This window comes from Erythrobacter ramosus (assembly GCF_009828055.1).
In the GTDB taxonomy this organism is placed as follows: domain Bacteria; phylum Pseudomonadota; class Alphaproteobacteria; order Sphingomonadales; family Sphingomonadaceae; genus Erythrobacter; species Erythrobacter ramosus.
Map to the genome: position 1 here is coordinate 290,193 of NZ_WTYB01000002.1, position 23,046 is coordinate 313,238.

The following is a 23,046-nucleotide window of genomic DNA, read 5'->3' on the forward strand; positions in this document are numbered from 1 at the left end:
ATGCCTGACATCACCTCGATCCTGATCGACATCGCGCCGTTCATCGCCATCGGCATGGCCGCGCAGATGATCGACGGAGCGCTGGGCATGGCCTTCGGGGTCATCACCCAGACCCTGCTGGTGAGCGCCTTGGGGGTGCCGGCTGCCACGGCGTCGGCGAGCGTTCACATCGTCGAGCTGTTCACCACCGGGGCATCGGGGGCGAGCCATATCTGGCACCGCAATGTCGATTGGGGGCTGTTCTGGCGGCTGGTCCCGTTCGGCGTGCTGGGCGGGGTAAGCGGCGCCTATCTGTTGTCGAGCATCGATGCTTCGGCGGCGCGGCCCTTCGTGATGCTCTATCTGACGGGCATCGGGTTCTATCTGCTGTGGCGCGCGGTCCGTATGTCGAAGCCTCGGTTCGAGGATCCGCGCTACACCCGGCCACTGGCGCTGGCAGGCGGGTTCCTCGATGCGGCAGGGGGAGGCGGCTGGGGACCGGTGGTCACCTCCAACCTGCTGATCCAGGGCGGGGATCCGAGGAAGATCATCGGCACGGTCAATTCTGCCGAGTTCCTGCTGACCTTGTCGATCTCGATCGCCTTCATCGCTACGCTCGGCTTTGCTGCCTTTACGACCATTACCGTCGGCCTGATCATCGGCGGTGTGATCGCCGCGCCGTTCGGTGCGATCCTTGCCAACCGCGTTCAGCCGCGCACGCTGCTGCTGGCGGTGGCAGTGGTGCTGATCGTGACCAGCAGCTACAGCATCATCAAGGCATGGCCGATCATCTAGGCCCTTGGGAAGCAGCATGGACACCGAACTGATCGCAATTTGCGCGCTGACCGGCGTGATCAACCTCATTGGCGCGCTGGCCTATGCCGCGCGCATCGCCGGGGTGCGCACCGGGCGGATCGCACTCAGCTTTGCGTTGTTCAACGTCCTGCTGCTGGTCTCGCGCACGTCGAACGGGTTCCTCGGGCCGTTCCTTGCCAAGCGGATCGAGACCGGGCTGGCGAATGGCGCGGGGGATGCCTTGCTGTTCGACCTGCGGCTGGTGCTGCTCTCCGCTGCTGCGGCCGTGGCGCTCGGGATCGTGCTGGTGCCGACCTTCCAGCGCCTGTTCGCAGCCGCGATCAGCTTTTTTCAAGTAAACCGTTCCACCACCCGGCTGCTGCTCAGGAGCGTCACGCCGGCGGGCCTGAGCACGATACGGGATTCGGTCGCGCTCCCCTCTGCCGAGACGCTGCGATCGCTCAAGGGCCCGCGCGGGGTGAGTTGGCCGGTGCTCATCGCCAATGCCGCGGCGCAAGGCTTGCTGGCGGTGGGCGTGCTGGCCTCGCTTTATGCCGGGTACCTCGTGCCCGAATTCCGGGTCACCGCCTCGCAGATGACCGCCATCGTCAACGGCTTTGCGACCATCCTGCTATTCGCCCTGATCGACCCGCAGATTTCCGCGCTGACTGACGATGTGGTTGATGGCAGCGTCAGCGAGGCGACCTTCCGCCGCGCTATGATCTGGGTGTCATTGAGCCGCCTCGCTGGCACGCTGCTGGCGCAGGCCCTGCTGGTGCCAGCCGCAGTGGTGATAGCTTGGGCGGCGGGTTGGCTCTAAAGTGGGAGGCTCAATGCCAATCCGCCCACGGCACACACTGCGAGAATGCGCAGCACCGACCACTTCAGACCGAACGCGAGCCCGCAGGCGAGCACTGCCAGCACGGTTGCGCGCCAGTCGAAGCTCGCCGGATCAGGCCAATAGAGCCGCAGCGGGCCGAATTGGCGTTGGCCGACGCTGGCAAACAACACATGCAGCGCGAACCAAGCGGTGAGGTTGGCGATCACGCCGACAACTGCGGCCGTCACCGCTGCCAGCCCGCCCTTTAGCCGCACAGCATTGCCCAGCCGGTCGATCCATGGGGCGAGGGCGAAGATCCACATGAAGCATGGCGCAAAGGTCACCCATGTTGTCAGTCCGGCACCGAGCAAACCCGCGACGACGGGCGTGAACGGTTCGGGCGCACGGAACGCCGCAAGGTAGCCGACGAATTGCGTCACCAGGATCAGCGGCCCCGGCGTGGTCTCGGCCAGACCCAAGCCGTCGGCCATCTCGCCGGGCTGGAGCCAGCCGAAACCCTGAACCGCTTCCTGCGCCATGTATGCCAGCACGGCATAGGCCCCGCCAAAGGTGACGATCGCCAATTGCGAGAAGAATGCGCCAATCTCCCACAACACATGATCCTGACCCAGCATTACCGCGATAAGCACCATCGGCGCGGCCCAAACGGCGCCCCACACCGCCACCGACAGGATCGTGCTGCGCCAGGGACGTGCCGGCAGCATTTCGCCCGCCTTACCTGCTTTCAGCGCCAGCAGATCAGGCCGCTTTGCCGCTACCACCATGCCGATGACACCCGAACCCAGCACGATCAGCGGGAACGGCAGATCAAACAGGAACAGCCCGACAAACGCCGCAATCGCCAGTGCGCGCTTCAGTTTGGTGTCCAGCGCGCGCCCCGCGATCCGCAGCAGCGCCTGCACTACAATCGCCAGAACGGCCGCCTTGACGCCAAGGAACAGCGCTTCAACCCAGTTGAGGTTGGCCGCGATCCCATAAAGCACGGACAGCGCCAGAATGATCAGAGCGCCGGGGATGACGAACAGCAGCCCCGCCGCCAGCCCGCCGCGCCACCCATGCACCCGCCACCCGATCCACGTGGCGAGCTGCTGCGCCTCGGGCCCTGGCAGCAGGTGGCAGAAATTGAGCGCGTGGAGGAAATCGTCCTCGGTGATCCATGCCCGTTCTTCCACCAGCTCGCGATGCATAAGCGCGATCTGGCCAGCGGGCCCGCCAAAGCTAAGCAGGCCGATGCGGGTGAATACCCGCAGCAGATCGGTGAATGTGATAGAGGGGGTAACAACGAGTGACGCCAAGTGAACCTCGCACAGTGCACCTTGCCCAATGAGGCAAGATTACGAGGCAACGCTTGGGCTTTTCTCGGCCTGAACGGGAGTTTGCTTCGCCCCGCTGGAGATCGGCCTAACGGCTCACATCGGTGGGATCAAGTAAGCTTCCGTTCGTAACGCATCCCCACCATCGCTCACTAGCTCCGTCGATGGGCCCCCCGAACGCGGCATGGCGGCTTTGAGCGGAGCCAGACGATAACTTTGTCGGTCGTCAACGACCGGCTTTGGGTCGGCAGCCGACACTGCGATTTGCGGCTCTTCACGAATTTCGCGTTGCAAAATCCATCAGGTGGCGCCCGCTTGGGCCGGCTGCGGTCCATCCTTGCGCTCGCAGCTAGGCACTTCTTTAGGGATGTCAGCTTCTAGGTTGGATTGCCAGCACTGGTCGAAGACCGAACAGTAACAGGCCTTCACCTTGGTCTTGAACCGCTCACTGTCGATCCGCTCCCATCGGACTCGCCCCGCCTCATCGGCCGGGCGCTCCCAAGCGAACATCTGGCGCTTTTCGTTGGGTGCGAGCACAATCTGGTTGATCGAAGCCGAAGTAAACCTGATCGGACCCTCGCCGGTCGAGATTACCCACTGGCCGATGTTGCTGAAGCGCCCGCTTGCCGAGTTCACCTCGAACCAAACGATCCGCGCTGGTCCGGTGCCGACATTGGTGATCGTAAATTCGAGCCGTGCCTTGCCCTCATCGGTCACGTTGCCGTGGTCATACTGCAGCACCGGAGTCGACTGCGCGCGAACCAACCGCTCGTTGGCGTGGACTAGCGCTTCCATGGTATGCCCGGTGTGGAGCGCGACATAGAGCGATCCTGACGAGACCAGCAGCACTGCCAACGCCATGGCGATATCGAACCACCGACGGCCGCCGACGTGGCTGTCATCATGGCTGTGCGGCGTGTGCGGGGTCTCGGGCGCTTCAATCATTGCAGGTTGGTCTTCGCTGGGATTGTTAGGGCTGCTCACTGTTTTGTTGCGGGTGCCGCACGAATGGCTGCCAATGCGCGTTCGAGCCAAGGGTCGCCCTTTGCGCTGAGGTCCGAGATGTGTTGAGGCACGGCGATATCGGGCGTCACGCCCACGCCTTCGAAGGGTCTGCCATCCGGCAGATATTCTCGCTTTGTCGAGATGCGCATCCACATCTTCCATTGCGGCGACTGGACAAAATAGGGCTGGCCGGTCGATCCGAAGCTCGCCTCACCCAGCAGCGGCCCGCGTTTGCCGGACTGGAAGCGGATCACAAAATCCTCGCAGGCCGAACCGCAGCCTCCGTCCATGAGCACCGCCATCGGGCCCGTGATCGCATCGGCGGTTGGCTGGATCCGCTCCGGACCATAGCGGATCATCACCCGCGGCGGCGCGGCATCCACAGAGAACGAGGCCTGAGCGTCGCTTTCGGCAATGGTCATTGGGGTGTTGACGATGGTGCCAGCATAGGGGTTGTCCATGATCGTCGTTAGCAGGTCTGAAGGCGTGTTACCCCCGCCATTGCCGCGCACGTCGAACAGGATCAGCGGCGCGCCCGCGTGCGCTTTGACCGCTGCAACCGCAGCACTTTCGAACTTGGGTTCATCGAAGCTAGGGATGCGGATCACTACGACGCCATCGGTACGGACTGTGGTTTCGACCTCAAAAGGCTTAGGGGTCGGTCGGCGATCACCCTGCGGTTCGGCGCGGTCGACGCTGACAATCTTGCCCGAAGCGAGACCCAGCCGCACCCGCTGAGGCCATAGCGCGCGGCCCTGAAGCAATAGGACGCGGTCCTTTGCACGTGCATCGGACTGGGCAACAATGGCACGGAGCGGCGCAACCCACAGATCGATCGGTGTGCCGTCGATCGTGACAATGACATCGCCGGGTGAGAGTTCTGCGATCCAGCTGGCCGTGACCGTCCATTTACCTTCAATTGGTCGTGCATGGAACGGCAAGGTCGGCTCTTCATCGAGCAGGCGGTCGGAGAATGAGCTGTGGCCGTTCTCGAGGCTGGCGAACAGCCGCATCGTGGCTATGCTGAAACTGCGCCGATCGGGCGCAGCGATCGCTTCCTTCAGGTAATCGGCAAAGCGTGCGTCCCAATCGAATTCGGGCGGTAGACCTTCCCAATGCGCGAAATAGCGCTTCACAACGTGGTTTATCTGCGCCGCGACGACCATTCGGTCGGCGAGGGTGAATGGCGGCGAAGCTTCTTCTGCCCCGAGCGCTTTCGGTTCTGCGCTGGCCGCTGAGGTGCTTAAACCAGCTGACAAAAGCAAACATGCCGTGATGCTGAGGCTGCGGAAACATATCAGTATCACTCTGCGCATCGGCCGCTCCAAGTTGAGTGCAAAAATGGGACTCGACATCAAAATTGTCAATTATAATAGATGTTTCTGACGCGGTTCTTGTGGATCGGCTAGGTGCTAGCCAGCGCGATTATGGCCTGCGCCGGCTATCCCACCGCCTGCTTTACAGCGGGACTCTAGTCGGCATGGATTGGAATGATCGCGCGCCAGAGCTCAAGGGACGGTAGTGAGCGGCTGGGCGGCATGACGAAACCGCCAACACCCACCTGTGAGAGTTGCTGGTGGACGGTGCATGGCCGAGGACTGGCGCACAACGCTATCCGCCCGACAACCACAGGTGCCTACGGGATTGTCATTCGATAACGCCTGCCAACAGCTTCAGAGTGCTTTGAGCGCAGCTGGTGCGTGCAATCTGATCGCAGCTTGTGCATCACGAAATTCTGCTGGTGAGAGAAGCAACGGAATTCTTTGGAAAATCGTTCGGCCTGAAGTTTGAACCGAGAGAACTGGGTCCTCACTGCCCAGCGACAAGTCGGTGATCTGTGCCCATGGATATGCGCGTCTCCTTTGACCGATTTCGAGCCAGGATATCCCGTCTGCATCGATTACCAGTTCAGTGGATGCATCTCGCTTCGGCGCCAATAGCCAAGCGATCCCTGCCCCGCTTGCCGCGATGAACTGCACGGCCCAGAAAGGTAATACGAAGATGGCTGCCTGTATAACGAGCGCAACAACGACTGCGGGCTCGACAGGACGCCGCCACCGGATGCGCATTGCCTTGAATGTCACGCGTTCATACCTCCGCTTCCCGCAGCAGCGAGGGGGTTGATCACTACCACCCCAGCGCGGCCAATGTTCAAACGACACTCGGCAAACGACCCTAGGCCGAGAAGCGTGATTACGTCCTGTTGCAATGTGTGAGCCAGATCATTTCCGGCCTTTTTCTATCGCTATAAGGCATTGAATATTCTATAAATATATAGAGAATGTTAACATTCTGGTCAAAGAATAGTTCATCGTTTTGGTATGGATGACTGACGCCGGGCACGAACTCGATTGGCTTGGCGGCAGGAGTCGCCATGCGCATTCGGCACACTTCGGAGGATCTGCTGATCGCTACGCGTTGATCGGATGTCTCCGCGAGACGCCCAATAGGCCAAAAGCCACGCTTGCCGTCGATGAGGAATGCGTCAACTATTTGCTGCCGCTGGCCTTTTGGTCTGTCAGGCATCGGTCGACAGCGTCGAAGTAGCGGGCAACAATCGCACGCTCAGCCGGAGTCAGATCAGCAGCCGCTGCTGTCATGGCCTCAGCTGCGGGCACAAGGTCCAACCCAGCCTTCTCCATGGCCACGTCGGTCAATGACACCAAAATCCCTCGGCGATCCTGCGGATTCGGCCGTCTACGCACCATGTGCTTGCCTTCAAGCCTGTCGATCAACAAGGTCATCGATGCAGATGGCATGGACAAGAAATTGCCTATTGCGCCGAGTGACATTTCACCAGCAACGGCCAACTGCTCCAACACAGCAACTTCTGCGAGTCCAATCTTCATCCGCCGACCAGCGAAGGACGAGAAGCTGAACAATAGTGCAGCATGGCGTTGCCAGCGCATCGTTAGATCCAAAGGGTTCATTATATCTCGTATCCTGAGAATATAGGCATTAAGGTATTTCTGGTTCCGAACCTTTTGTCTACACCTTGGGTCATGCAATAACCAGTTGTTTCCCGTGCCACTTGCATGACCACAGTCAAGAAATCACATTCTTTCCTGCCGTGGTTCTGCTGAACTCATCGTCTCCGGACTATGCACGAGGTATCGTCTGATGCGGCAGATCGAAAGACTGATGGTCCCGAAAGTGGATCCGAAAAGGGTGTAAAAGTGATCGATCTTCAGGCTTATGAATTCGGCAGACGTGATCTAGTACTGAGCGCTAGCTTGGCTGTATTTCTTGCTGTGTGCATTAATTTTGCAATTGCCGTCTTCGAGCTTGGCGACACCGAAGTGGCTGGTCGAAATCCAGGCGCAATCAACTCGATCATCTATACAATTGTACCGTTTGTTTGGCTCGTCCTGTTTGCGGGAATGGGGGCGGCAATTGCTCTCTTGCGCGGCAAAAGCACATTGGGGCGCAAGGCGGCCCTTCCGGCAATAGGGCTGTTGGTCAACTGCACTCTCTATCCAGTCTATACTATCGGGTTCAGTTCAATGGATATGGGCCTTGCCGGCAACTTCTTGACGGCAGTTTTATCTGCTCTGGCGGTGGGAATCGCGTGGCCTATCTCGCGCCTTGCAGCTCTTCTTTTGGCGCCCGTAGCAATCTGGGTTTGCATCGCCTCGATCGGACTCGTGGCGGTAATGACGGAACGCAGCTTTTAGCCAAGCCAGACTTGGATCGAATTTGGAATTTTCAATTCAAACAGCATTTGAAGTCTTTGTATCGGAATTTGTCTCACGATGATCATCGTCCATAATCAGGATCGCAGCGATGATCATTCATGCTTTTTGCTAGAGGAATTTCGATTCAAATACGACGGATAAAAGAAGGCTCAATTACTATTCAGAGCCAGCGCTTTCGTGATTAACTGATACTAAGGAGATGGAGTTGGATTTCGCAGCGGCCATAGGGCCCATATGCTTCTGTGTTACGAGGCTCACCTTAGCATTCGCTTCTCCGCCCTAACCCCAAAAAGCTGTCGTCGAGCGACTAGCTGTCATAAGCTGCATTCCAGACTTGCGGCAGGCGCTTGTGGCCAATGGTCGATTTGCGCGACATATGTGCGAGACTGCCAGCCACAAGCCGCCCTCATTCAGCAACGGCCAAGAGCTTCTAGATTGGGCTTCAATTCGTCGCACACGGCGGAGGACGTCCGCAGTGATCGCACGACTTTGCGCGAAGCCATGACGTTGATCTGGGTCGCGCTGACTATTCAGTTTAAGATCGCGGCGCCAATTCGCGCTTAAAAACGTCTTGAAATCGTAAAGCCGCCGAACAGCTGTGTCGCACTGCCGCGCTGCATTACGATTGGACTGGCAGACGCTGATGATTGCAGGCGCCCCAACGAAGACACAAAGCCTGCAGACCAGCTTCCACCAATTTGTCGATCGAATAGCACGGATACTCCAATGTCCCGGACTCCGGAACGAGCCGCAAAAGCAGTAAGTCCAGAGGCGCGCGCATCTTCTGCATCTACTGAGAAGAAGGAGTTTGCGTAGCGCTGATCTTGCCAGTTGAGAAAGGCGGATGCAGCAAAAGATGTGCGGGCGCCGAGAGGGGCAAACACTCCCATGCTGGACTCGATCAATAATCCTCCATGCCCGCCTTCAAGGCCCTTCTCAGCAGCGATCCGGGTAAACAGAGTTGCGCCAGGCTCGTTATTCCCGTTCAGTGGCAACCTGAACTCGACAAATCCACCAAGTTCGACTGACGGGCTAACTTTGCGAAGCTTCTGCACGACTGCATCGCGCACGTTAAAGAGTGAATTTCGGCCAGGATCAACTCGCCCAATCGCGCCAATGGTCAAGGTGGGCGTAATTTCTATCCCCGCCTCCAGACCAAGATTATTGGTTCGAACGATAACCGGACCCGAACTAACTGACACGGATGGCAAAGGAACAATGATGTAATCACTGCCCCCAAGGTAACTAGGCGCCACGCCGAATCCAAAGCCGACATTGACATCTTCGGCACAAGCAACGCTTGGCATGATGCATAAGATTAGGCCTATCGAACCTTGAGCGGATAGACGTTGAATTTCTGAAATACGCATGCCGCGCTTTTTAAAAATCTGTGAATAATTTTGAAAGAAATAAAGAACTATATTCTCATGTTATGAGAGAAATTTTCAGTTTCTATAATATAAATATTGATACAAAATGATTTTTCAATAAATATATATTTTGTGATTAATTAAAATAATCAATGAGATATAAATAATTAAATTGATTTGCAGATGTCATTTTGATAAATAACAATGAAAATTGTGCACAATTATGGCGAGATTGTTTTCGCTTTGGCTTTCACATTATCAATTATAGCTGCGTTCAGAGTTCCGGTAGTGAATTCTGAATTTCGATACAACTGTGGAATGGGGGTTTGTTAGCTCGTATAATTGCTTGTTGTTGGCGTCCTCGTCATTGCATTTATTGTGCTTGAACGTAGCAAGACGCCTTTCCCTGGAGGGGGCAGGCGTTGCAATTCTCCTCTCCTGTCCCATGACCAACGACATTGCATGCGGTAGCTTGGTGGAGCTTTTTGCCGGACGCTGAACTTCCGAAGAAAGACGTATTCGCCGTCTATCCAGCGACCCAGTACGCATTGGGCCGAATTGGCACCCCACTTGATGCGTTCCGCAGTCGGCCCATCAATACATCACAATGAAATCTGGCACTGGCGAGCTGGCTATTCGATTTGCGACCTTTTCCAATCGTCGGTCAGCAACCCGGCATAGCCCCAGTCTTCCTCTTCGATCTCTTGTAAGACGATATGGATGTGCTCGGGTTTCTTACCAAGAATGCCAACTAGCAATGAGGTCACGCCAGCTACAATTTCAGCCTTTTGGTGGCGCTCGGCGCCCTTTGTGATCTGTATATTGACGTAGGGCATTGCGCGTACCTTCCTGATCCCTGAGATTGCCAATTTGGTCGAGCCGATCCTAAGCTTTTTCGCCGTACCTCGCTGTGGAGCATCAGCAGCCCATTTTTTTGGCCTTTTAACAAGGGAAGGGCTGCCGACCTCGGAATGCTTTTTCGGCACCCCGGTCTTCGGAATTCTTGCGGCAGTGCGAGATACCTCTGCGAGGCATAAGCATTCCTTAGCGTCTGTACTTGCAAACAATAACTTGGCAAATTGCCTAAGGCCAATGAAAATATAGGAAAGATGATGAGAATCGGGTTCGCAATTTTGGCGCTTTTTTTGTCAGCTAGCCCCGCCCATGCGGGAGAATGCGCCCCATTTGCATGGGGCAGTGTCATGGTCGGTGACATCGAAATTTCGCAGGGTGCGATAATCGTTGGTGTCGACATCGAGGGCATTGGCGATAACATTCCCCTGCAACTGGATACCGGTTCCGCGACGACAGAACTGTATGGCGAAGCTGTTTCAGCCGAGATCATAGCAGCCGGCATGCAGCCGCGATCCGTTCGGATTCAGGGTTGGGACGGGGATGGGCAGTCCTTGCCGATCACCATTCGCCCTGCAGAGGGATCGCCGGGCAAGACTGCGGGGACGCTGGGGACTGACGCATTCCCGGGAGGTTTCATCCTGGATCTGGAGCACCAGCGCATTTGCAGGATGAACGTGCTGAACGACGACGAAATCGTGGGCTGGCAGGCCTTGACGCTCGTCAACGGGTCGCCGGTTATCGAGGCAACCGAGGATGGTGCGACCATCAGGCTCTTGCTGGACACAGGGTCGAGCGGATTTAGCCTTCTCAGCACACCGGCACTCTCATCGACAGTACGTACCGCCACGCCCGTTCAGCAGCTGAGTGTCCCATCCTTTGGCCGAATGATCGATATCACTGCAATGAAGCCATCGGGCAGCATGGGAGTGATGGGCAAGGGGCTGGCACTGGACATGGTGTATTCGTTCAACGATCCTGACATCGAGGGGATGCTGAAATCGGCAGGACTTTCGGGCCTGCTTGGCATGCGACCATTTTCTGGTGGTGCGCTGGTTTTCGATTTCGCGGGCAAACGGATCGGCTTTGGACGGCTCCCCGAGTAGCGAGCATTCAGCGTGGCAAGCGCAACTGTTCTACATCGCAAGTTCGCGTTGGAGCCCGATGTGCGGCTGATCCCGCCAGCCTATGTTAAGCCGTTGGCAAAGCGGCGGATGGGGCCATCTATCCATGATCCGCTAACCCGCCTTCAGAGTTTCTCGATGTTTAAGACTGGCGCCCACTGGACGTCATTGGGGCTCATTATGGATGCAAAGAACGTGCTTCTAGCGCCGCCTTCGGTTCCAACCGCCCACCCGGTGGTGCGCCTATTTGAAGCGTCAGTGTTCCTTGTCCGTGGTGGTCGTAGGTTTGCCTTCGGCTTTACGCGCAGGGGGTTTCATGGGGATTCTGGATCGGTTTCGGCTCGATGGCGAGGTGGCGGTGGTCACCGGAGCGGGCAAGGGCATCGGGCGGGCTATCGCGATTGCCTTGGCCGAGGCCGGGGCGGATGTGGTGCTGGCGTCGCGCACGCAAGCTGATCTTGATGCCGTGGCGGGAGAGATCACCGCTTTGGGCCGCCGCGCCCTACCGCTGGCCACCGATGCGACCGATGGGGCGGCACTCGATCGCTTGGCCCAGGCAACCATTGCGCAATTCGGGAAGCTGACCATCTGGGTCAACAATGCGGGCGGCATCCCCGATGCCACGCCGCGCTATCTCACCCGGACGCCTGAAGAGAACTTCGACGCGCAGATCGCGCTTAATCTCAAAGCGGTGTGGATGGGGGCGAGTGTGGCAGCGCGGCATATGGGCGAGGGGGGCGGGGCGATCGTCAACATTTCGTCGCGTTCGGCTTTCGGCCCGCAGGTCAAGAACGGGCCCTATGGCGCGGCCAAGGCGGCGGTGAACAGCCTGACAAGCACGCTCTCGGTCGAACTTGCGCCCAAGATCAGGGTCAACGCCGTCGCGCCCGGTCCGGTGCCGACCGAGAATTTCGATGAATGCATGGGCACCGACACCGAAGAGAAGCGAGAGAAGTTGCTCGGCATGATTGGCATCCCGCTGGGCCGCTATGGCGACCCAGAGGATATCGCAGCCGCCGTGGTCTTCATGGCCTCGTCCGCGGCAAGCTGGGTGACGGGGCAATGTCTCTACGTCACCGGCGGCAGGTAAGGAGGCGGGCATGGATCTCGGCATCGCGGGGCGCAAGGCGCTGGTGAACGGCGGCAGCGCAGGGATGGGGTACGGAGCGGCGCTGGCACTGGCACGCGAAGGGGTGGAGGTGTTCATTTCAGCGCGCGGGGCCGAACGGTTGGAGGCGACCTGCAAGGCCATTGCCGCCGAAACCGGCGCCAAGGTTCACGCGCTGGTCGCCGATCACGCCTCGGATGAAGGGCGGGCGACGATCCTCTCTGCCATCTCCGATCCCGATATTCTGGTGGCAACCTGCGCGCCGCCGCCCTTCACCGGCGATTTCCGCGCGGTTTCACGCGAGGACTTCGAACGCTCGGTCGCGACCGCGCTCTTGAGCCCGATCGATTACATCAAGGCGGTGACAGGCCCGATGGTGGCGCGGCGCTGGGGGCGGATCGTCAATATCAGCACGGGAGCGGCCAAGTATCCCGCCGCGATGCGGGTGCTGTCCGGCCCGCCGCGCGCGGCGCTGGCGAATTACTGCCATGCAATCTCGAAGGAACTTGCGCCGCACAATGTCACGATCAACTCGGTGCTGCCGGGGATGCACCACACGCCGGGGATCGAGGACATTCTGGCACCGCGCGCCGCCGCCAATGGACGCAGCTATGACGAGGAGGTCGCGGCCTTCGTCAACGCGGTGCGCCTCCCCGCCGGGCGGTTCGGCGATGCCAAGGATCTGGGCGCACTGGTCGCGATGTTTTGCAGCGCGCAGGCGAGCTACGTCACGGGCCAATCGCTGGTGGTCGATGGCGGCATTGGCACGTCGACCTTCTAGGCAAGCGGGGAACTGCCCTGTGCTGCGCTGTCATGCGCTCTCTCAGGCAGCCTGCGCGCTCGCGGTATAGCCGACTGCGATCCGCGCCTGAGCGAGCGCATTGGCCGCGCGGTGCGGGGCCAAGCTACGCTGCTCGGCATGATCGAGCACCGCGCGCAGCCGCTCTCCGGTCTGCCCCACCCGGCGCTCGACCTCGGCTCTGCTCCAACCCAGATGTTCGGCGCAGACGTTGATGATGCCGCCGCTGTTCACGACATAGTCGGGACAATAGAGCACGCCGCGTTTCGCCAGCCGCAGTCCATCGGCATCGCTGGCGAGCACATTATTGGCCGCGCCGCAGACGATCTCGGCCTTGAGCCGGACCACCCCGCGTTCGTCCAGGACGCCTCCCAGCGCGCAGGGGGCAAACACATCGCACGGCACATCAAGGATCGCATCGGGGGCGACCAATTGCGCATCGAACCGCGCGGCGCAGGCGGCGGCGCGTCCGGGGTCGACGTCGGCCACCACCAGCCGCGCGCCGACGCTCGCCAGCAGTTCGCACAAATGGGTGCCGACGTGGCCGAGGCCCTGCACGGCGACGGTCGCGCCGGCAAGGCCGCTGCCATGGCGCCGCCTGACGGCTTCCTCCATCGCGCTGAGCACGCCGAGCGCTGTCCAGGGCGACGGATCGCCGCCGACCGCGCCTTGCGCTGCGGGAAGGCCCGCGACATGGGCGGTTTCGGTGCGCACCCATTCCATGTCTGCCACCCCGGTGCCGACATCCTCAGCGGTGAGGTAGCGACCCTCAAGCCGCTCGACCTCGCGCCCGAAGGCGCGGAACAGTGCGGCGCGGTCAAATTTGCCTTGGGGCAAGCGGATCACCGCCTTGCCGCCGCCCAGCGGCAAATCGGCAAGCGCGTTCTTGTAGGCCATGCCCTCTGCCAGCCGCAGCGCATCGGTCGCAGCAGCAGCGGCATCGGGATAGCGCCACAAGCGGCAGCCCCCGGCTGCGGGTCCCAAGCGGGTGGAATGGAGCACGATCACGCCTTCAAGCCCGTTGGCGGGGTCACGCATGACATGGACCGCTTCGGGCGGAGTGCCGGGGCTTTGGTGAAGATGGTGCATGGCAAAAGGGCTCCTGATTGGCAGGGGCCATTGTGCAGTTCTGGCGGGGAAAATCTCACCCAAGATTGCCGACTTGGTCGAATTATCGGTCAGTCCTTGCGGATTTTTCGATCTATCCGGTCAAGTCATCCGGAAGGCCGAAGTCGACCCCTAGTCGAGGGGCAGCGCCGTGGTTGACTTGATCTCTGACAGCGCCACGGTCGAGTTCACTTCCTGCACGCCCGGCAATTGCGACAGGCGGTTGAAGAACAGTTTTTCATAAGCCTCGATATCGGGCGCGACGATGCGCAGGAGGAAATCGACCGAGCCCATCATCACATAGCATTCGAGCACTTCCGGCAGATCGCGGATCGCGGCGGCGAATTCGTCGAGATTGGCGCGGCCGTGGGCGTTCAGTTTGACCTGCGCGAAGATCTGCGCGTTCAATCCGACCTTGCGGCGATCCAGCAGCGCCACGCGGCGCTTGATAAAGCCTTCACGCTCCAGCCGATCGATCCGCCGCCAGCACGGCGAGGCGGACAGACCGACCTTCTCGGCGATATCGGCATTGGAGAGCGAGGCGTCTTCCTGCAGCAGCCGCAGGATGCGCTTTTCATAGGCGTCGAGCGGCGCGGAGGGACGCTCTGCGCTCAATTCAGGAACAATTCGGCCATGGCATCGATGATGGCTTCGGCATCAAGGCGATAGGTGCGGTAGAGATCGGGCAAGTCGCCGGTCTGACCGAAGCGGTCGGTGCCGAGCGGGCTGACCCGCTGCCCGCACACGCCGCCTAGCCATGACAGCGCGGCGGGCGACCCGTCGAGGACAGTAACGAGGCCTGCACCGGGGGCAAGCTGGCCGAGCAGGGTCTCGATGTGGCTCGGCTGACGTGCACTTCCGTTCCAACGTGCAGCTCGCGCAGCAGACCAAGCGCGGTGCAGTCGGTCAGGCGAGGTTACAGCGAGTAGGCCGAGGCCGGGGAGGTCGTCCTTCAACGCCTCCCACGCGCTAAGAGCCTCGGGCGCAACCGCCCCGCAGTAGGCGATGGCAGCCGTTGACCCCGGTACAGGCTCGCGCAGCCAGTAAGCCCCGGCAAGCGCATCGGCTTCCCAAGCATTGTTGCCGCGCGCTTGTTGTTCGATCTGGCGGGTGGTGAGGCGCAGATAGACCGAGCTGCCGTCGTCGGCCTGCATGTGGGCAAACGCCCAGCGCATCAGCAAGGCGACCTCATCGGCAAAGGCAGGCTCGAAGCTTTCGAGGCCCGGCTGGCCCATTCCGATCAGCGGCGTGTTGATCGACTGATGCGCGCCGCCTTCGCCCGCCAAGGTAATGCCCGAAGGCGTGCCCACCAGTAGGAATCGCGCGTCCTGATAGCAGCCGTAATTGAGCGCATCGAGGCCGCGGGCGATGAAGGGATCATAGACTGTCCCCACTGGCAGCAGCCGCGTGCCGAAATGCGGCGCGGCCAGACCCAGCGAGGCGAGCAGCAGGAAGAAGTTGTTCTCGGCAATCCCGAGTTCGATATGCTGGCCAGCGGTGGTCGCGGTCCATTTCTGCGCGGATGGGATGCGCGCCTTCTGGAACACGTCGGCCAGTTCCTGCCGCCGGAACAGCCCGCGCTGGTTGACGAAGGCGCCAAGGTTGGTGGTCTGTGTCACATCGGGCGCGGTTGTCACCAGCCGGTCGGCAAGCGCCTCGTCAGACTTGGCGAGATCGAACAGCACACGCCCGAAGGCAGCCTGCGTTGATTGCACGGCGCCTTCAGGCACCGGCAGGCGCGCGGGTACGGGGATAGCGGGTGCACGATGTTCTGCCACTTTGCGGGCGATCGGGCTATCTTTCACCAGCGCTTCTAGCCGCGCGGCGAGATTGTCGCCGAGGCCGGCCCACTTGTCCCACTCCTGACCCGGTTCGATCCCGAGTTCGGCGCGCAGACCTTCGATCTGCGTCGTGTTCATCATGCCCGAGTGGTTGTCCTTGTGGCCCGCGAGCGGCAGGCCATAACCCTTGACGGTGTAAGCGATGAATAGCGTCGGGCGGTCGTCGGTCACATTGTCGAAAGCGTCGATCAGCGTCTCGATGCAATGCCCGCCAAGGTTGGTCATCAACCGGGCGAGCTGCGCATCATCATGCGTGGCCAGCAGTTCGGCCACGCCATTGGCATCGCCAAGATCGCGCGCGAGCCGCTCGCGCCATGCGGCGCCGCCAAGATAGGTCAGCACCGCGAAATCCGCGTTAGGGCAGTTCTCGATCCAGTCCTCAAGCGCCTGCCCGCCGGGACGCTTGAATGCCTCGCGCTGCAACCGTCCGTGCTTGAGCGTCACCACCCGCCAGCCGCAGGTCTCGAAGATGTCGTCGAACCGGCGGAACATCCGGTCGGCAGTGGTCGCGTCGAGGGACTGGCGGTTGTAGTCGACGATCCACCAGCAGTTGCGCAGATCGTGCTTGTAGCCCTCGATCAGGCATTCGTAGATATTGCCTTCGTCCAGCTCGGCGTCGCCCATCAGCGCAATCATCCGGCCGGTGTCGGCCTCGGCCAGCTTGCCGTGCGCGACGAGATAATCCTGCACCAGACTGCTAAACGCGGTGACCGCCACGCCGAGACCCACCGAGCCGGTCGAGAAATCGACCGGGATCGTGTCCTTGGTCCGGCTGGGATAGGACTGCACACCGCCTAGGCCCCGGAACCGCTCCAGCTTCTCACGGGTCTGTTCGTCCAGCAGGTAGTGGATCGAGTGAAGCACCGGCCCCGCGTGGGGCTTCACCGCCACTTTGTCCTGCGGGCGCAGTGCGTGGAAATAGAGCGCGGTCATCACCGCCGTGATCGACGCGCAGCTCGCCTGATGCCCGCCGACCTTCAACCCATCACGCTTTTCGCGCAGGTTGTTTGCATTGTGCACCGTCCACGATGACAGCCAGCGGAGCCGCTGTTCGATTTGGGTGAGCAGGGCGACCTGTTCGGCCCGCGCAGGGTTCTCGGCGGCGATCAGTGGGGCAGGTGCGTTCATGTCAGCTGGCTTCCGGCTAGGCGGCGCGGGTCGAAGGCGGCGATTGCTGCGGCTGGGCCTTCTATGATCAACCGCACGGCGTGCTCACCCACGGCGGCGGAATGCTTGAAGCCATGGCCCGAACAGGCCGAAACGACTGTGATGCGCTCCGTTCCATCGAGTGGCCCGATTACGAAGTCGGCATCTGGTGCGCAAGTGTAGAGACACGCGGCCGAGCGTACCGGCGGCAGGGTGAGACCCGGTATCCGCCCGGCGAGATGATCGCGGTGCATCTCGGCGGCTTCCCCAGCGCGCACCTCGCGGTCCAGCTCATCGGGATCGGCGGTGGCGCGGGTCTGGTTCTCGTCGGCGACCTTGACGAGGCCGTGGCCGAGATCATCGGGAATCGGGAAGCCGTAGAAGCTGTCTTCGGCGTGCTTGCCGTGCAGCCAGATGAAGGCGGGTAAGGTGCCGACCGCGAAGTCCCGCGGGCGCTCGGGCGCGAACCAGTGCAGGACTTGCCGCCGCAGGGTCAGCGGGGCGAGGGCGAGTGTGGGAGCGAGGCTGGGCGTCCAGGCGCCTGCGGCAAGGATTACATGGTCGGCGTGATAGGTGGTGCCGCCAGCTTGCACCGCTACTCCGCCTGCCGCTTCGCTGATAGCGGTGACCTGCGCGCCGGTGACGATGCGTGCACCCAGCTTGCGGGCCAAGGTCAGCTGCGCTGCGATGCAGCGTTCGGGATAGACAAAGCCGCCGCCCGGCTCGAAGTAGACCAATTCGTCGCCCGAGAGGGCGAATTGTGGGAAGCGACGACGGGTGTCCTCGATGCTCAACACCTCGTGTTCGATCCCATGCGCTTGCGCGGCGGCGACCGTGTTGAGCACGAAGCCGCTGCGGCTGTGGTGCATCGCCGCGCCGCCTTCCGCGCCGATGATAAGCACCCCGCAGGTTTCCAGCAGGCGCTCGCCCGTTTCCTGTTCCAGCTCGCGCCAGATTTCGTGGGAGCGCAAGACCAGCGGGACATAGACCTCACCCTCGCCGATGGCCTGCCGAGTGATGCGGGTCTCTCCGTGGCTCGATCCCATCGCATGGGGCGGGTCCCAGCGGTCGATCCCGACGGCGCTGATCCCGGCGCGGGCGAGTTGATACAGCGCCGCGCTACCCGCCGCGCCGAGACCGACGACGATGACGTCCGCAGTGGAGCTCATTGGCCCTGTCCGATCGGCTGAAGCGCATCGCACAGCCGGTCGATATCGTGATCGCTAATGTGCAGATGCGGCGAGATCCGCAGCATTGCGCCGCGCTGGCTGATGTGGATCTGCTGCGCGGCGAGGCGCATGACGATGTCGCTCGTGCCCGGCGGCACCGCTACGCCGAGGATGTGCGGCGAGCGTACCTTGGGCGGGGGCAGCGCAAATCCGCTGGCGGCGAGGCGCTCGGCGATGCGGGCGTTGGTTGCGCCGAGGCTCGCGGCGATCCGTTCCACCCGCCAGTCGAGCAATTGCTCCAGCGCCGCGATCACCACCGGCAGCAGCGCGAAATTGGAGCGCTCGCCCATGTCGAACCGCCGCGCGCCGGGCTGCGTTTCGTCGCGGTAGTTGACGAGACCGGAGAAGTCCTCCGCCCCAGCGCGCGATGCCCAGACGTGCTCGATAGGCCGGGCGCGATGCCATTCGGGCGAGACGTAAGCGAGCGCGACCGAATAGGGGCCTAGCAACCATTTGTAGGTGGCGGCGACCAGAAAATCGGGCTGCACCTGCGAGACCGCAAACTGCATCGCGCCGCAAGACTGCGTGAGGTCGAGCGCCAGCCGGGTGCCATTGGCGCGGCACGCCTCGCCGATCCGGACAAGATCGAGCGCGAGGCCGCTCGCCCAATGGCAATGGGGGAGGGCGGCAATCGCCACGTCGGGCTGAAGCCGCGCAAGCACCGCTGCCGTCCAGTCACCGTCCGCCGGGACAGGGACGGTCTCGATGGCCGCGCCAACCTGCGAAGCGCGGTCGGCCCAAGGGTAGTAGTTGCTCGGGAATTCCTCGGCGAGCACCAGCACTTTTTGCCCGGGGCCAAGGGGCAGGGTGCGGGCGGCGAGCTCCAAGCCGTAGCTGGCGGAAGGCATGATCGCGATACATTCGGGATCGGCCCCGATCAGAGCGCCGAACAGGCGGCGCACCTCCTCGGTCTCAGTGAAGAAGTCGCTCGGTGCGATGCTCCACGGCGCGGACTTGCGCGCTGAGGCGGCGATGCCGGCTGCGGTCGCGGCACGAAGCTGCGGGCCCATATAGGCGCAGTTGAACCACGCCCGGTCGGCAGGGATGTCGAACAGGTGGCGCTGCGGCGGGATCAGGCTGGACATGCCATCAAGTTAGCGGGCCAGCGCACCTGCTGCAACAAAACATAACAGAATTATGTTTTCATCCGCGACTGTCCGGCATACAGTCTTGCTTCAACAGGCCAAGGGAGAGGTGGCAATGCTTGATGTCCTCATCAAGGGCGCGGCGGTGGTGGATGGGACGGGACGTCCGGCCTTCACAGCCGATGTTGGGATAAGCGGCGGGGTGATCGTCGAACTCGGCCAGGTCACCACGCCCGCCGCCCGGGTGATCGAGGCTGACGGTGCGCTCGTCACCCCCGGCTTCATCGACATTCACACCCATTATGATGGGCAGGTTTCGTGGGATGCCGAGATGCTTCCTTCGGCCAACCACGGCGTCACAACCGCGATCATGGGCAATTGCGGGGTCGGCTTTGCGCCGGCGCGCAGCCGTGATCGCGGCACGCTGATTGCGCTGATGGAGGGGGTGGAGGACATTCCCGGCACTGCGCTCCACGAAGGCATCACCTGGGAATGGGAGACGATGGGCGAGTATATCGACGCCATCGACCGCATCCCGCGCACGATGGATATAGGCGTGCAGGTGCCGCACAATCCCCTGCGCCTATACGTGATGGGCGAGCGCGCCGTGCGGCGTGAAGCGGCGACGCCTGACGATATTGCCGCGATGCAGGCCTTGCTCTCCGAGGCTCTGGAGGCTGGCGCGCTGGGCTTCACCACCGCCGATACCGTCGGCCACCGCGATGCGCATGGGAACCCCACCTATGCTCGGCAGGTCGCCGCGAGCGAACTTTATGCACTGGGCGATGCGATGGGCCGCGCGGGTAAGGGCGTGATCCAGATCTTCAACGATTTCTACCGCGAGAACGCGGGCGACTTTCCCACCATCGCCGAATTGGCGCGCCGCAGCGGGCGGCCGCTGTCCTTCACCTACGAACAGGACGACGCTTGGCCTGAGGGTTTCCACGAATATGTGACCGGGGAAATGGACGCGCTGAACGCCGCCGGCATCTCGATCCGCGCGCAGGTCGCGCCGCGCGCGATTGGCGGCATCCACAGCCTGCAAGGCACGATCAACCCCTTCATGACCCGCCCGAGTTACATGGCGATCATGCACCTGCCCCATGCCGAGCGGGTAGCAATCATGCGCGATCCCGCGTTCAAGGCGCAGCTGATGACCGAGCCGGACCGGCCGATTTCGGATTTCGTCATGTCGGTTAGCCCGCGGGTCGAAGAATGGGGCGCTGATCCGATCCGCATGGCGCAGCGCACCTTCTGTCTTGATACGGTGCCTGACTACGAACAATCGCTCGAAGCGTCGCTCTACGGCCAGTCTCAGGCGACCGGCCGCAGCGTACCCGATCTGCTCTATGACCAGCTGCTCACGCAGGACGGCACGGGCCAAGTCTTCGTGCCGATCATGAACTGGGGCGGGGGGAATTATGATTTCGTCCACGACACGCTGACCAACCCCTGGGCGATCATGGGGCTGAGCGATGGCGGCGCGCATGTCGGTTACATCTGCGACGGCAGCTTCCCGACTTATCTGTTGAGCCACTGGACGCGTGATCGCACCCGCGGTCCGCGCATCTCCATCGAGCGCGCAGTGCAACTCCAGACCACCGCGCCTGCCGAGCATATGGGCCTGCATGATCGCGGACGGATTGCGCCGGGATACCGTGCGGATATCAACGTGATCGATCATGCGGCGCTTGCCATTGGTAGGCCGACGCTGCGCACTGATCTCCCCGCAGGCGGCACCCGCTTCGTGCAATCCGCCACCGGCTACCTTGCGACATTGGTGGCTGGCGAAGTAGTGACCGCCAATGATACGCTCACAGGCGCGCGCCCCGGACGGGTGGTGCGCGGGGCGCAAGGGAGGGCAGCATGACGGCACCTCGGATTTCGCGGCGCAAGCTGCTGGGCGGGGCGGGGCTGACGCTGGCGGCGTTGCCCTTCGGCACGCCGCTGGGCAGAGTGCTGGCGTCAGAGAGCAAAGCGGGCTCGGCGGTGGGTGATTTCGCAACTACCACGCTTGCGACCCGCATGACGCCCGGTGTGTCGGCTGCCGTCGCAACGGCGGATGCACGGATCGTCACCGCCGTCGCAGGCCTCGCCGATCCGCAGGCGGGGCTCGCCATGACAAACGCTACCCGGCTGATGGGCGGAAGCACCGGCAAGACCTTCTGCGCCGCCACGCTGCTAAGTCTCGCCGAGGACGGCATCCTCGATCTCGACGCGCCGATTGCGCCTGTCTTCGCGGATGAGAGCTGGTTTGCGCGTCTGCCCAACGCCAAGGCGCTGACCCTCCGGATGCTGCTGATGCATGGCGCGGGCTTTCCACAGTTCCTCGACATCGGCGCGTTCATGCGCAGCTATATGTGGGACGCGATGGCGGGCGAGGATATTGCTTATCCGCCGCGCAAGATGCTGTCCTTCATCCTTGATGCAGCGCCCTTGAATGAGCCCGGTGCGGCCCATGCCTATTCCGATCTGCACTACCACCTCGCCGGGATCACGGCCGAGAAGGTGACGGGCAAGCCCTACTTCACGCTGCTGCAAGAGCGGGTGCTGGCCAAGCTCGGCGATCCGCATGCCGATGTGATTCCTTCCAACACCCGAAGCATTCCGGGGCTTGCGGCAGGGTTCGCGCGCGGCGATGTGATTGCGGCCATGGCGGGCATGACTGGGCGCACGACGGATGATGCGGGCGCGCTGCGGCATGATCCCTCGCTCGAATACACTGGGGGAGGGTTGGCGCTGACCCCGCGCGCGCTGGCGCGGTTCTACTGGAAGCTGGCGCGCGGCGAGATCATTTCGCCCGCAAGCTTTGCACAGATGACGGGATCAAGCTTGCCGGTGGTCAAAACCGCTGAGCTGACCTCGGTTTACGGGCTGGGCGTGTTCGTGAACGAGCGCGCTGGTTTCGGGCGCTATATCAGCCACTCTGGGTTCTTCCCCGGATACACCTCGAACGTCGGCTATTTCCTCGATCATGGCTTTGCCGCGGCAGTGCAATTCAACACCGACCACGGCCCCGACATTAATCAGGCGCTGCGCGATCTGGCCAGCGGCGTGATCGCCGGAAAGGCCTAAAGCGCGGGCATCGGCGCCAGAATGGCGTAGGACCACAGCGCGGTCTGGCGGGCGATCCAGTCCTCGGGCTTTTCGGCATAGGGCTTCAGCGTCGGGTTGCCCCACTGGAACACGTCCATGCTGAGATCCTCGATTGAATTAAGGATGAACAGCGCGAGGAACGGGCTGGCATCAGCGTCGAGCCCGGCTTCGCGGCGCGAGCGGGTGATGAGTTCGGTCAACTGCTCGATCACGGGTGTCCGCGCTGCCAGCCACGCCTCATAGGCGCGCGGGCGCGAGTTGATGACGAGCTGGATTGCCCTAGTGCGGCGGCCATTTGCCCTTTCGTAGGCGGTGCACTGGGCGATGATCGCGCGCGCCATGGCTTCGAAGCTCGCGTGGTCGGCCTTCATCAACGATCCGTAGATGGTCTCGATCTCGTCGATGACCATTTCCTCGACCGCTTCGTCCTTCCCCTTGAAGTGGAAATAGACCGCGCCGGTGGTGAGCTTGGTGCCCTTGCAAATGTCGGACAGCGAGATGTCGGCAAGATCGCGCTTGCTGGCGAGCTTGGCGATCACGGCCTTGATCTGCCGCCGGGTCTTGTCCCCGCGCGTGTCGGAAGCTGGGGCAACCGTGCCCTTTGCCTGCGCTGGCTTGCGTAAAGCCTTGACCACTCTCTCTCACCTCGACGTTTGCTCAC

The 23,046-nt window shown here is 61.7% G+C and carries 21 protein-coding genes; 8 read left to right on the forward strand and 13 right to left on the reverse strand.

Annotated features, from left to right (window positions below; all coding sequences use genetic code 11):
- Complete coding sequence (locus GRI59_RS08045; RefSeq protein WP_160760702.1) at positions 1-774, forward strand: sulfite exporter TauE/SafE family protein; 774 nt, start codon at positions 1-3, stop codon at positions 772-774.
- Between the two features lie 16 nt (positions 775-790).
- Positions 791-1,594, forward strand: coding sequence for a lipid II flippase Amj family protein (locus GRI59_RS08050; protein WP_160760703.1), 804 nt, complete (start codon positions 791-793; stop codon positions 1,592-1,594).
- On the opposite strand, the gene chrA is transcribed toward GRI59_RS08050, so the two are convergent.
- The 5 genes from chrA to GRI59_RS08075 form a co-directional block, all read right to left on the reverse strand.
- The gene (gene chrA, locus GRI59_RS08055) at positions 1,591-2,910 is read right to left on the reverse strand and encodes a chromate efflux transporter (RefSeq protein ID WP_183363625.1); all 1,320 of its coding nucleotides are present in this window, start codon (positions 2,908-2,910) and stop codon (positions 1,591-1,593) included. The two genes, GRI59_RS08050 and chrA, sit on opposite strands and share 4 nt — an antisense overlap.
- A 318-nt stretch (positions 2,911-3,228) precedes the next feature.
- Positions 3,229-3,873 (reverse strand): hypothetical protein, encoded by a 645-nt coding sequence (locus GRI59_RS08060; protein ID WP_160760704.1) that lies wholly within the window; start codon positions 3,871-3,873, stop codon positions 3,229-3,231.
- 35 nt (positions 3,874-3,908) lie between these two features.
- Positions 3,909-5,069 (reverse strand): S41 family peptidase, encoded by a 1,161-nt coding sequence (locus tag GRI59_RS08065; RefSeq protein WP_160760705.1) that lies wholly within the window; start codon positions 5,067-5,069, stop codon positions 3,909-3,911.
- Between the two features lie 537 nt (positions 5,070-5,606).
- A complete protein-coding gene (locus GRI59_RS08070; protein ID WP_160760706.1) occupies positions 5,607-6,017 on the reverse strand; it encodes a PH domain-containing protein in 411 nt (136 codons plus the stop codon).
- 405 nt (positions 6,018-6,422) lie between these two features.
- Positions 6,423-6,863: a MarR family transcriptional regulator gene (locus tag GRI59_RS08075; RefSeq protein WP_160760707.1), complete on the reverse strand. Its 441-nt coding sequence runs from the start codon at positions 6,861-6,863 to the stop codon at positions 6,423-6,425.
- Between the two features lie 246 nt (positions 6,864-7,109).
- On the opposite strand from GRI59_RS08075, the gene GRI59_RS15940 reads away from it, so the two are divergent.
- Positions 7,110-7,607 (forward strand): tryptophan-rich sensory protein, encoded by a 498-nt coding sequence (locus GRI59_RS15940; RefSeq protein WP_160760708.1) that lies wholly within the window; start codon positions 7,110-7,112, stop codon positions 7,605-7,607.
- A 581-nt stretch (positions 7,608-8,188) separates the two neighbouring features.
- Here GRI59_RS15940 and GRI59_RS08085 read toward each other — a convergent pair.
- Together GRI59_RS08085 and GRI59_RS08090 are read right to left on the reverse strand one after the other, a co-directional pair.
- On the reverse strand, positions 8,189-8,998 hold the full coding sequence (locus GRI59_RS08085; RefSeq protein WP_160760709.1) for a MipA/OmpV family protein: 810 nt from the start codon (positions 8,996-8,998) through the stop codon (positions 8,189-8,191).
- A 632-nt stretch (positions 8,999-9,630) separates the two neighbouring features.
- Positions 9,631-9,834: a tautomerase family protein gene (locus GRI59_RS08090; protein WP_160760710.1), complete on the reverse strand. Its 204-nt coding sequence runs from the start codon at positions 9,832-9,834 to the stop codon at positions 9,631-9,633.
- Between the two features lie 366 nt (positions 9,835-10,200).
- Here GRI59_RS08090 and GRI59_RS08095 point away from each other — a divergent pair, with 366 nt between their 5' ends.
- The 3 genes from GRI59_RS08095 to GRI59_RS08105 all read left to right on the forward strand — a co-directional run bounded on the left by GRI59_RS08095 (position 10,201) and on the right by GRI59_RS08105 (position 12,863).
- Positions 10,201-10,956 (forward strand): hypothetical protein, encoded by a 756-nt coding sequence (locus GRI59_RS08095; protein ID WP_160760711.1) that lies wholly within the window; start codon positions 10,201-10,203, stop codon positions 10,954-10,956.
- A gap of 334 nt (positions 10,957-11,290) precedes the next feature.
- A complete protein-coding gene (locus GRI59_RS08100; protein ID WP_160760712.1) occupies positions 11,291-12,064 on the forward strand; it encodes an SDR family NAD(P)-dependent oxidoreductase in 774 nt (257 codons plus the stop codon).
- A gap of 10 nt (positions 12,065-12,074) precedes the next feature.
- Positions 12,075-12,863, forward strand: a complete 789-nt coding sequence (locus tag GRI59_RS08105) for an SDR family oxidoreductase (protein WP_160760713.1) — start codon at positions 12,075-12,077, stop codon at positions 12,861-12,863.
- Positions 12,864-12,905: 42 nt separating this feature from the next.
- Here the strand turns inward: GRI59_RS08105 and GRI59_RS08110 are convergent, their stop codons facing one another.
- The 5 genes from GRI59_RS08110 to GRI59_RS08130 form a co-directional block, all read right to left on the reverse strand.
- A complete protein-coding gene (locus GRI59_RS08110) occupies positions 12,906-13,970 on the reverse strand; it encodes a Glu/Leu/Phe/Val dehydrogenase dimerization domain-containing protein (protein WP_160760714.1) in 1,065 nt (354 codons plus the stop codon).
- Between the two features lie 150 nt (positions 13,971-14,120).
- A complete protein-coding gene (locus GRI59_RS08115; protein WP_160760715.1) occupies positions 14,121-14,603 on the reverse strand; it encodes an Lrp/AsnC family transcriptional regulator in 483 nt (160 codons plus the stop codon).
- On the reverse strand, positions 14,600-16,957 hold the full coding sequence (locus GRI59_RS08120) for a transketolase (protein ID WP_160760716.1): 2,358 nt from the start codon (positions 16,955-16,957) through the stop codon (positions 14,600-14,602). The genes GRI59_RS08115 and GRI59_RS08120 overlap by 4 nt, the downstream gene beginning before the upstream one ends.
- Positions 16,954-18,144 (reverse strand): N-methyl-L-tryptophan oxidase, encoded by a 1,191-nt coding sequence (gene solA, locus GRI59_RS08125; protein ID WP_160760717.1) that lies wholly within the window; start codon positions 18,142-18,144, stop codon positions 16,954-16,956. The genes GRI59_RS08120 and solA overlap by 4 nt, the downstream gene beginning before the upstream one ends.
- On the reverse strand, positions 18,141-19,289 hold the full coding sequence (locus GRI59_RS08130) for an aminotransferase class V-fold PLP-dependent enzyme (protein ID WP_160760718.1): 1,149 nt from the start codon (positions 19,287-19,289) through the stop codon (positions 18,141-18,143). Before GRI59_RS08130 ends, solA begins: the two co-directional genes overlap by 4 nt.
- A gap of 115 nt (positions 19,290-19,404) precedes the next feature.
- Here GRI59_RS08130 and GRI59_RS08135 point away from each other — a divergent pair, with 115 nt between their 5' ends.
- Both GRI59_RS08135 and GRI59_RS08140 read left to right on the forward strand, forming a co-directional pair.
- The gene (locus GRI59_RS08135) at positions 19,405-21,159 is read left to right on the forward strand and encodes an N-acyl-D-amino-acid deacylase family protein (RefSeq protein ID WP_160760719.1); all 1,755 of its coding nucleotides are present in this window, start codon (positions 19,405-19,407) and stop codon (positions 21,157-21,159) included.
- Positions 21,156-22,364 carry a serine hydrolase domain-containing protein gene (locus GRI59_RS08140; protein ID WP_160760720.1) on the forward strand — a complete coding sequence of 403 codons (1,209 nt, stop codon included), beginning with the start codon at positions 21,156-21,158 and terminating at the stop codon, positions 22,362-22,364. Before GRI59_RS08135 ends, GRI59_RS08140 begins: the two co-directional genes overlap by 4 nt.
- Here the strand turns inward: GRI59_RS08140 and GRI59_RS08145 are convergent.
- On the reverse strand, positions 22,361-23,020 hold the full coding sequence (locus tag GRI59_RS08145) for a TetR family transcriptional regulator (protein WP_160760721.1): 660 nt from the start codon (positions 23,018-23,020) through the stop codon (positions 22,361-22,363). The genes GRI59_RS08140 and GRI59_RS08145 overlap by 4 nt on opposite strands.
- Between the last annotated feature and the right edge of the window lie 26 nt (positions 23,021-23,046).

Coding starts and splice junctions, on each gene's coding strand:
- GRI59_RS08045 (WP_160760702.1), top strand. CDS start 1: ATGCCTGACATCACCTCGATCCTGATCGACATCGCGCCGTTCATCGCC.
- GRI59_RS08050 (WP_160760703.1), top strand. CDS start 791: ATGGACACCGAACTGATCGCAATTTGCGCGCTGACCGGCGTGATCAAC.
- GRI59_RS08060 (WP_160760704.1), bottom strand. CDS start 3,873: ATGATTGAAGCGCCCGAGACCCCGCACACGCCGCACAGCCATGATGAC.
- GRI59_RS08075 (WP_160760707.1), bottom strand. CDS start 6,863: ATGAACCCTTTGGATCTAACGATGCGCTGGCAACGCCATGCTGCACTA.
- GRI59_RS08085 (WP_160760709.1), bottom strand. CDS start 8,998: ATGCGTATTTCAGAAATTCAACGTCTATCCGCTCAAGGTTCGATAGGC.
- GRI59_RS08090 (WP_160760710.1), bottom strand. CDS start 9,834: ATGCCCTACGTCAATATACAGATCACAAAGGGCGCCGAGCGCCACCAA.
- GRI59_RS08095 (WP_160760711.1), top strand. CDS start 10,201: ATGGTCGGTGACATCGAAATTTCGCAGGGTGCGATAATCGTTGGTGTC.
- GRI59_RS08100 (WP_160760712.1), top strand. CDS start 11,291: ATGGGGATTCTGGATCGGTTTCGGCTCGATGGCGAGGTGGCGGTGGTC.
- GRI59_RS08105 (WP_160760713.1), top strand. CDS start 12,075: ATGGATCTCGGCATCGCGGGGCGCAAGGCGCTGGTGAACGGCGGCAGC.
- GRI59_RS08110 (WP_160760714.1), bottom strand. CDS start 13,970: ATGCACCATCTTCACCAAAGCCCCGGCACTCCGCCCGAAGCGGTCCAT.
- GRI59_RS08120 (WP_160760716.1), bottom strand. CDS start 16,957: ATGAACGCACCTGCCCCACTGATCGCCGCCGAGAACCCTGCGCGGGCC.
- solA (WP_160760717.1), bottom strand. CDS start 18,144: ATGAGCTCCACTGCGGACGTCATCGTCGTCGGTCTCGGCGCGGCGGGT.
- GRI59_RS08130 (WP_160760718.1), bottom strand. CDS start 19,289: ATGTCCAGCCTGATCCCGCCGCAGCGCCACCTGTTCGACATCCCTGCC.
- GRI59_RS08135 (WP_160760719.1), top strand. CDS start 19,405: ATGCTTGATGTCCTCATCAAGGGCGCGGCGGTGGTGGATGGGACGGGA.
- GRI59_RS08140 (WP_160760720.1), top strand. CDS start 21,156: ATGACGGCACCTCGGATTTCGCGGCGCAAGCTGCTGGGCGGGGCGGGG.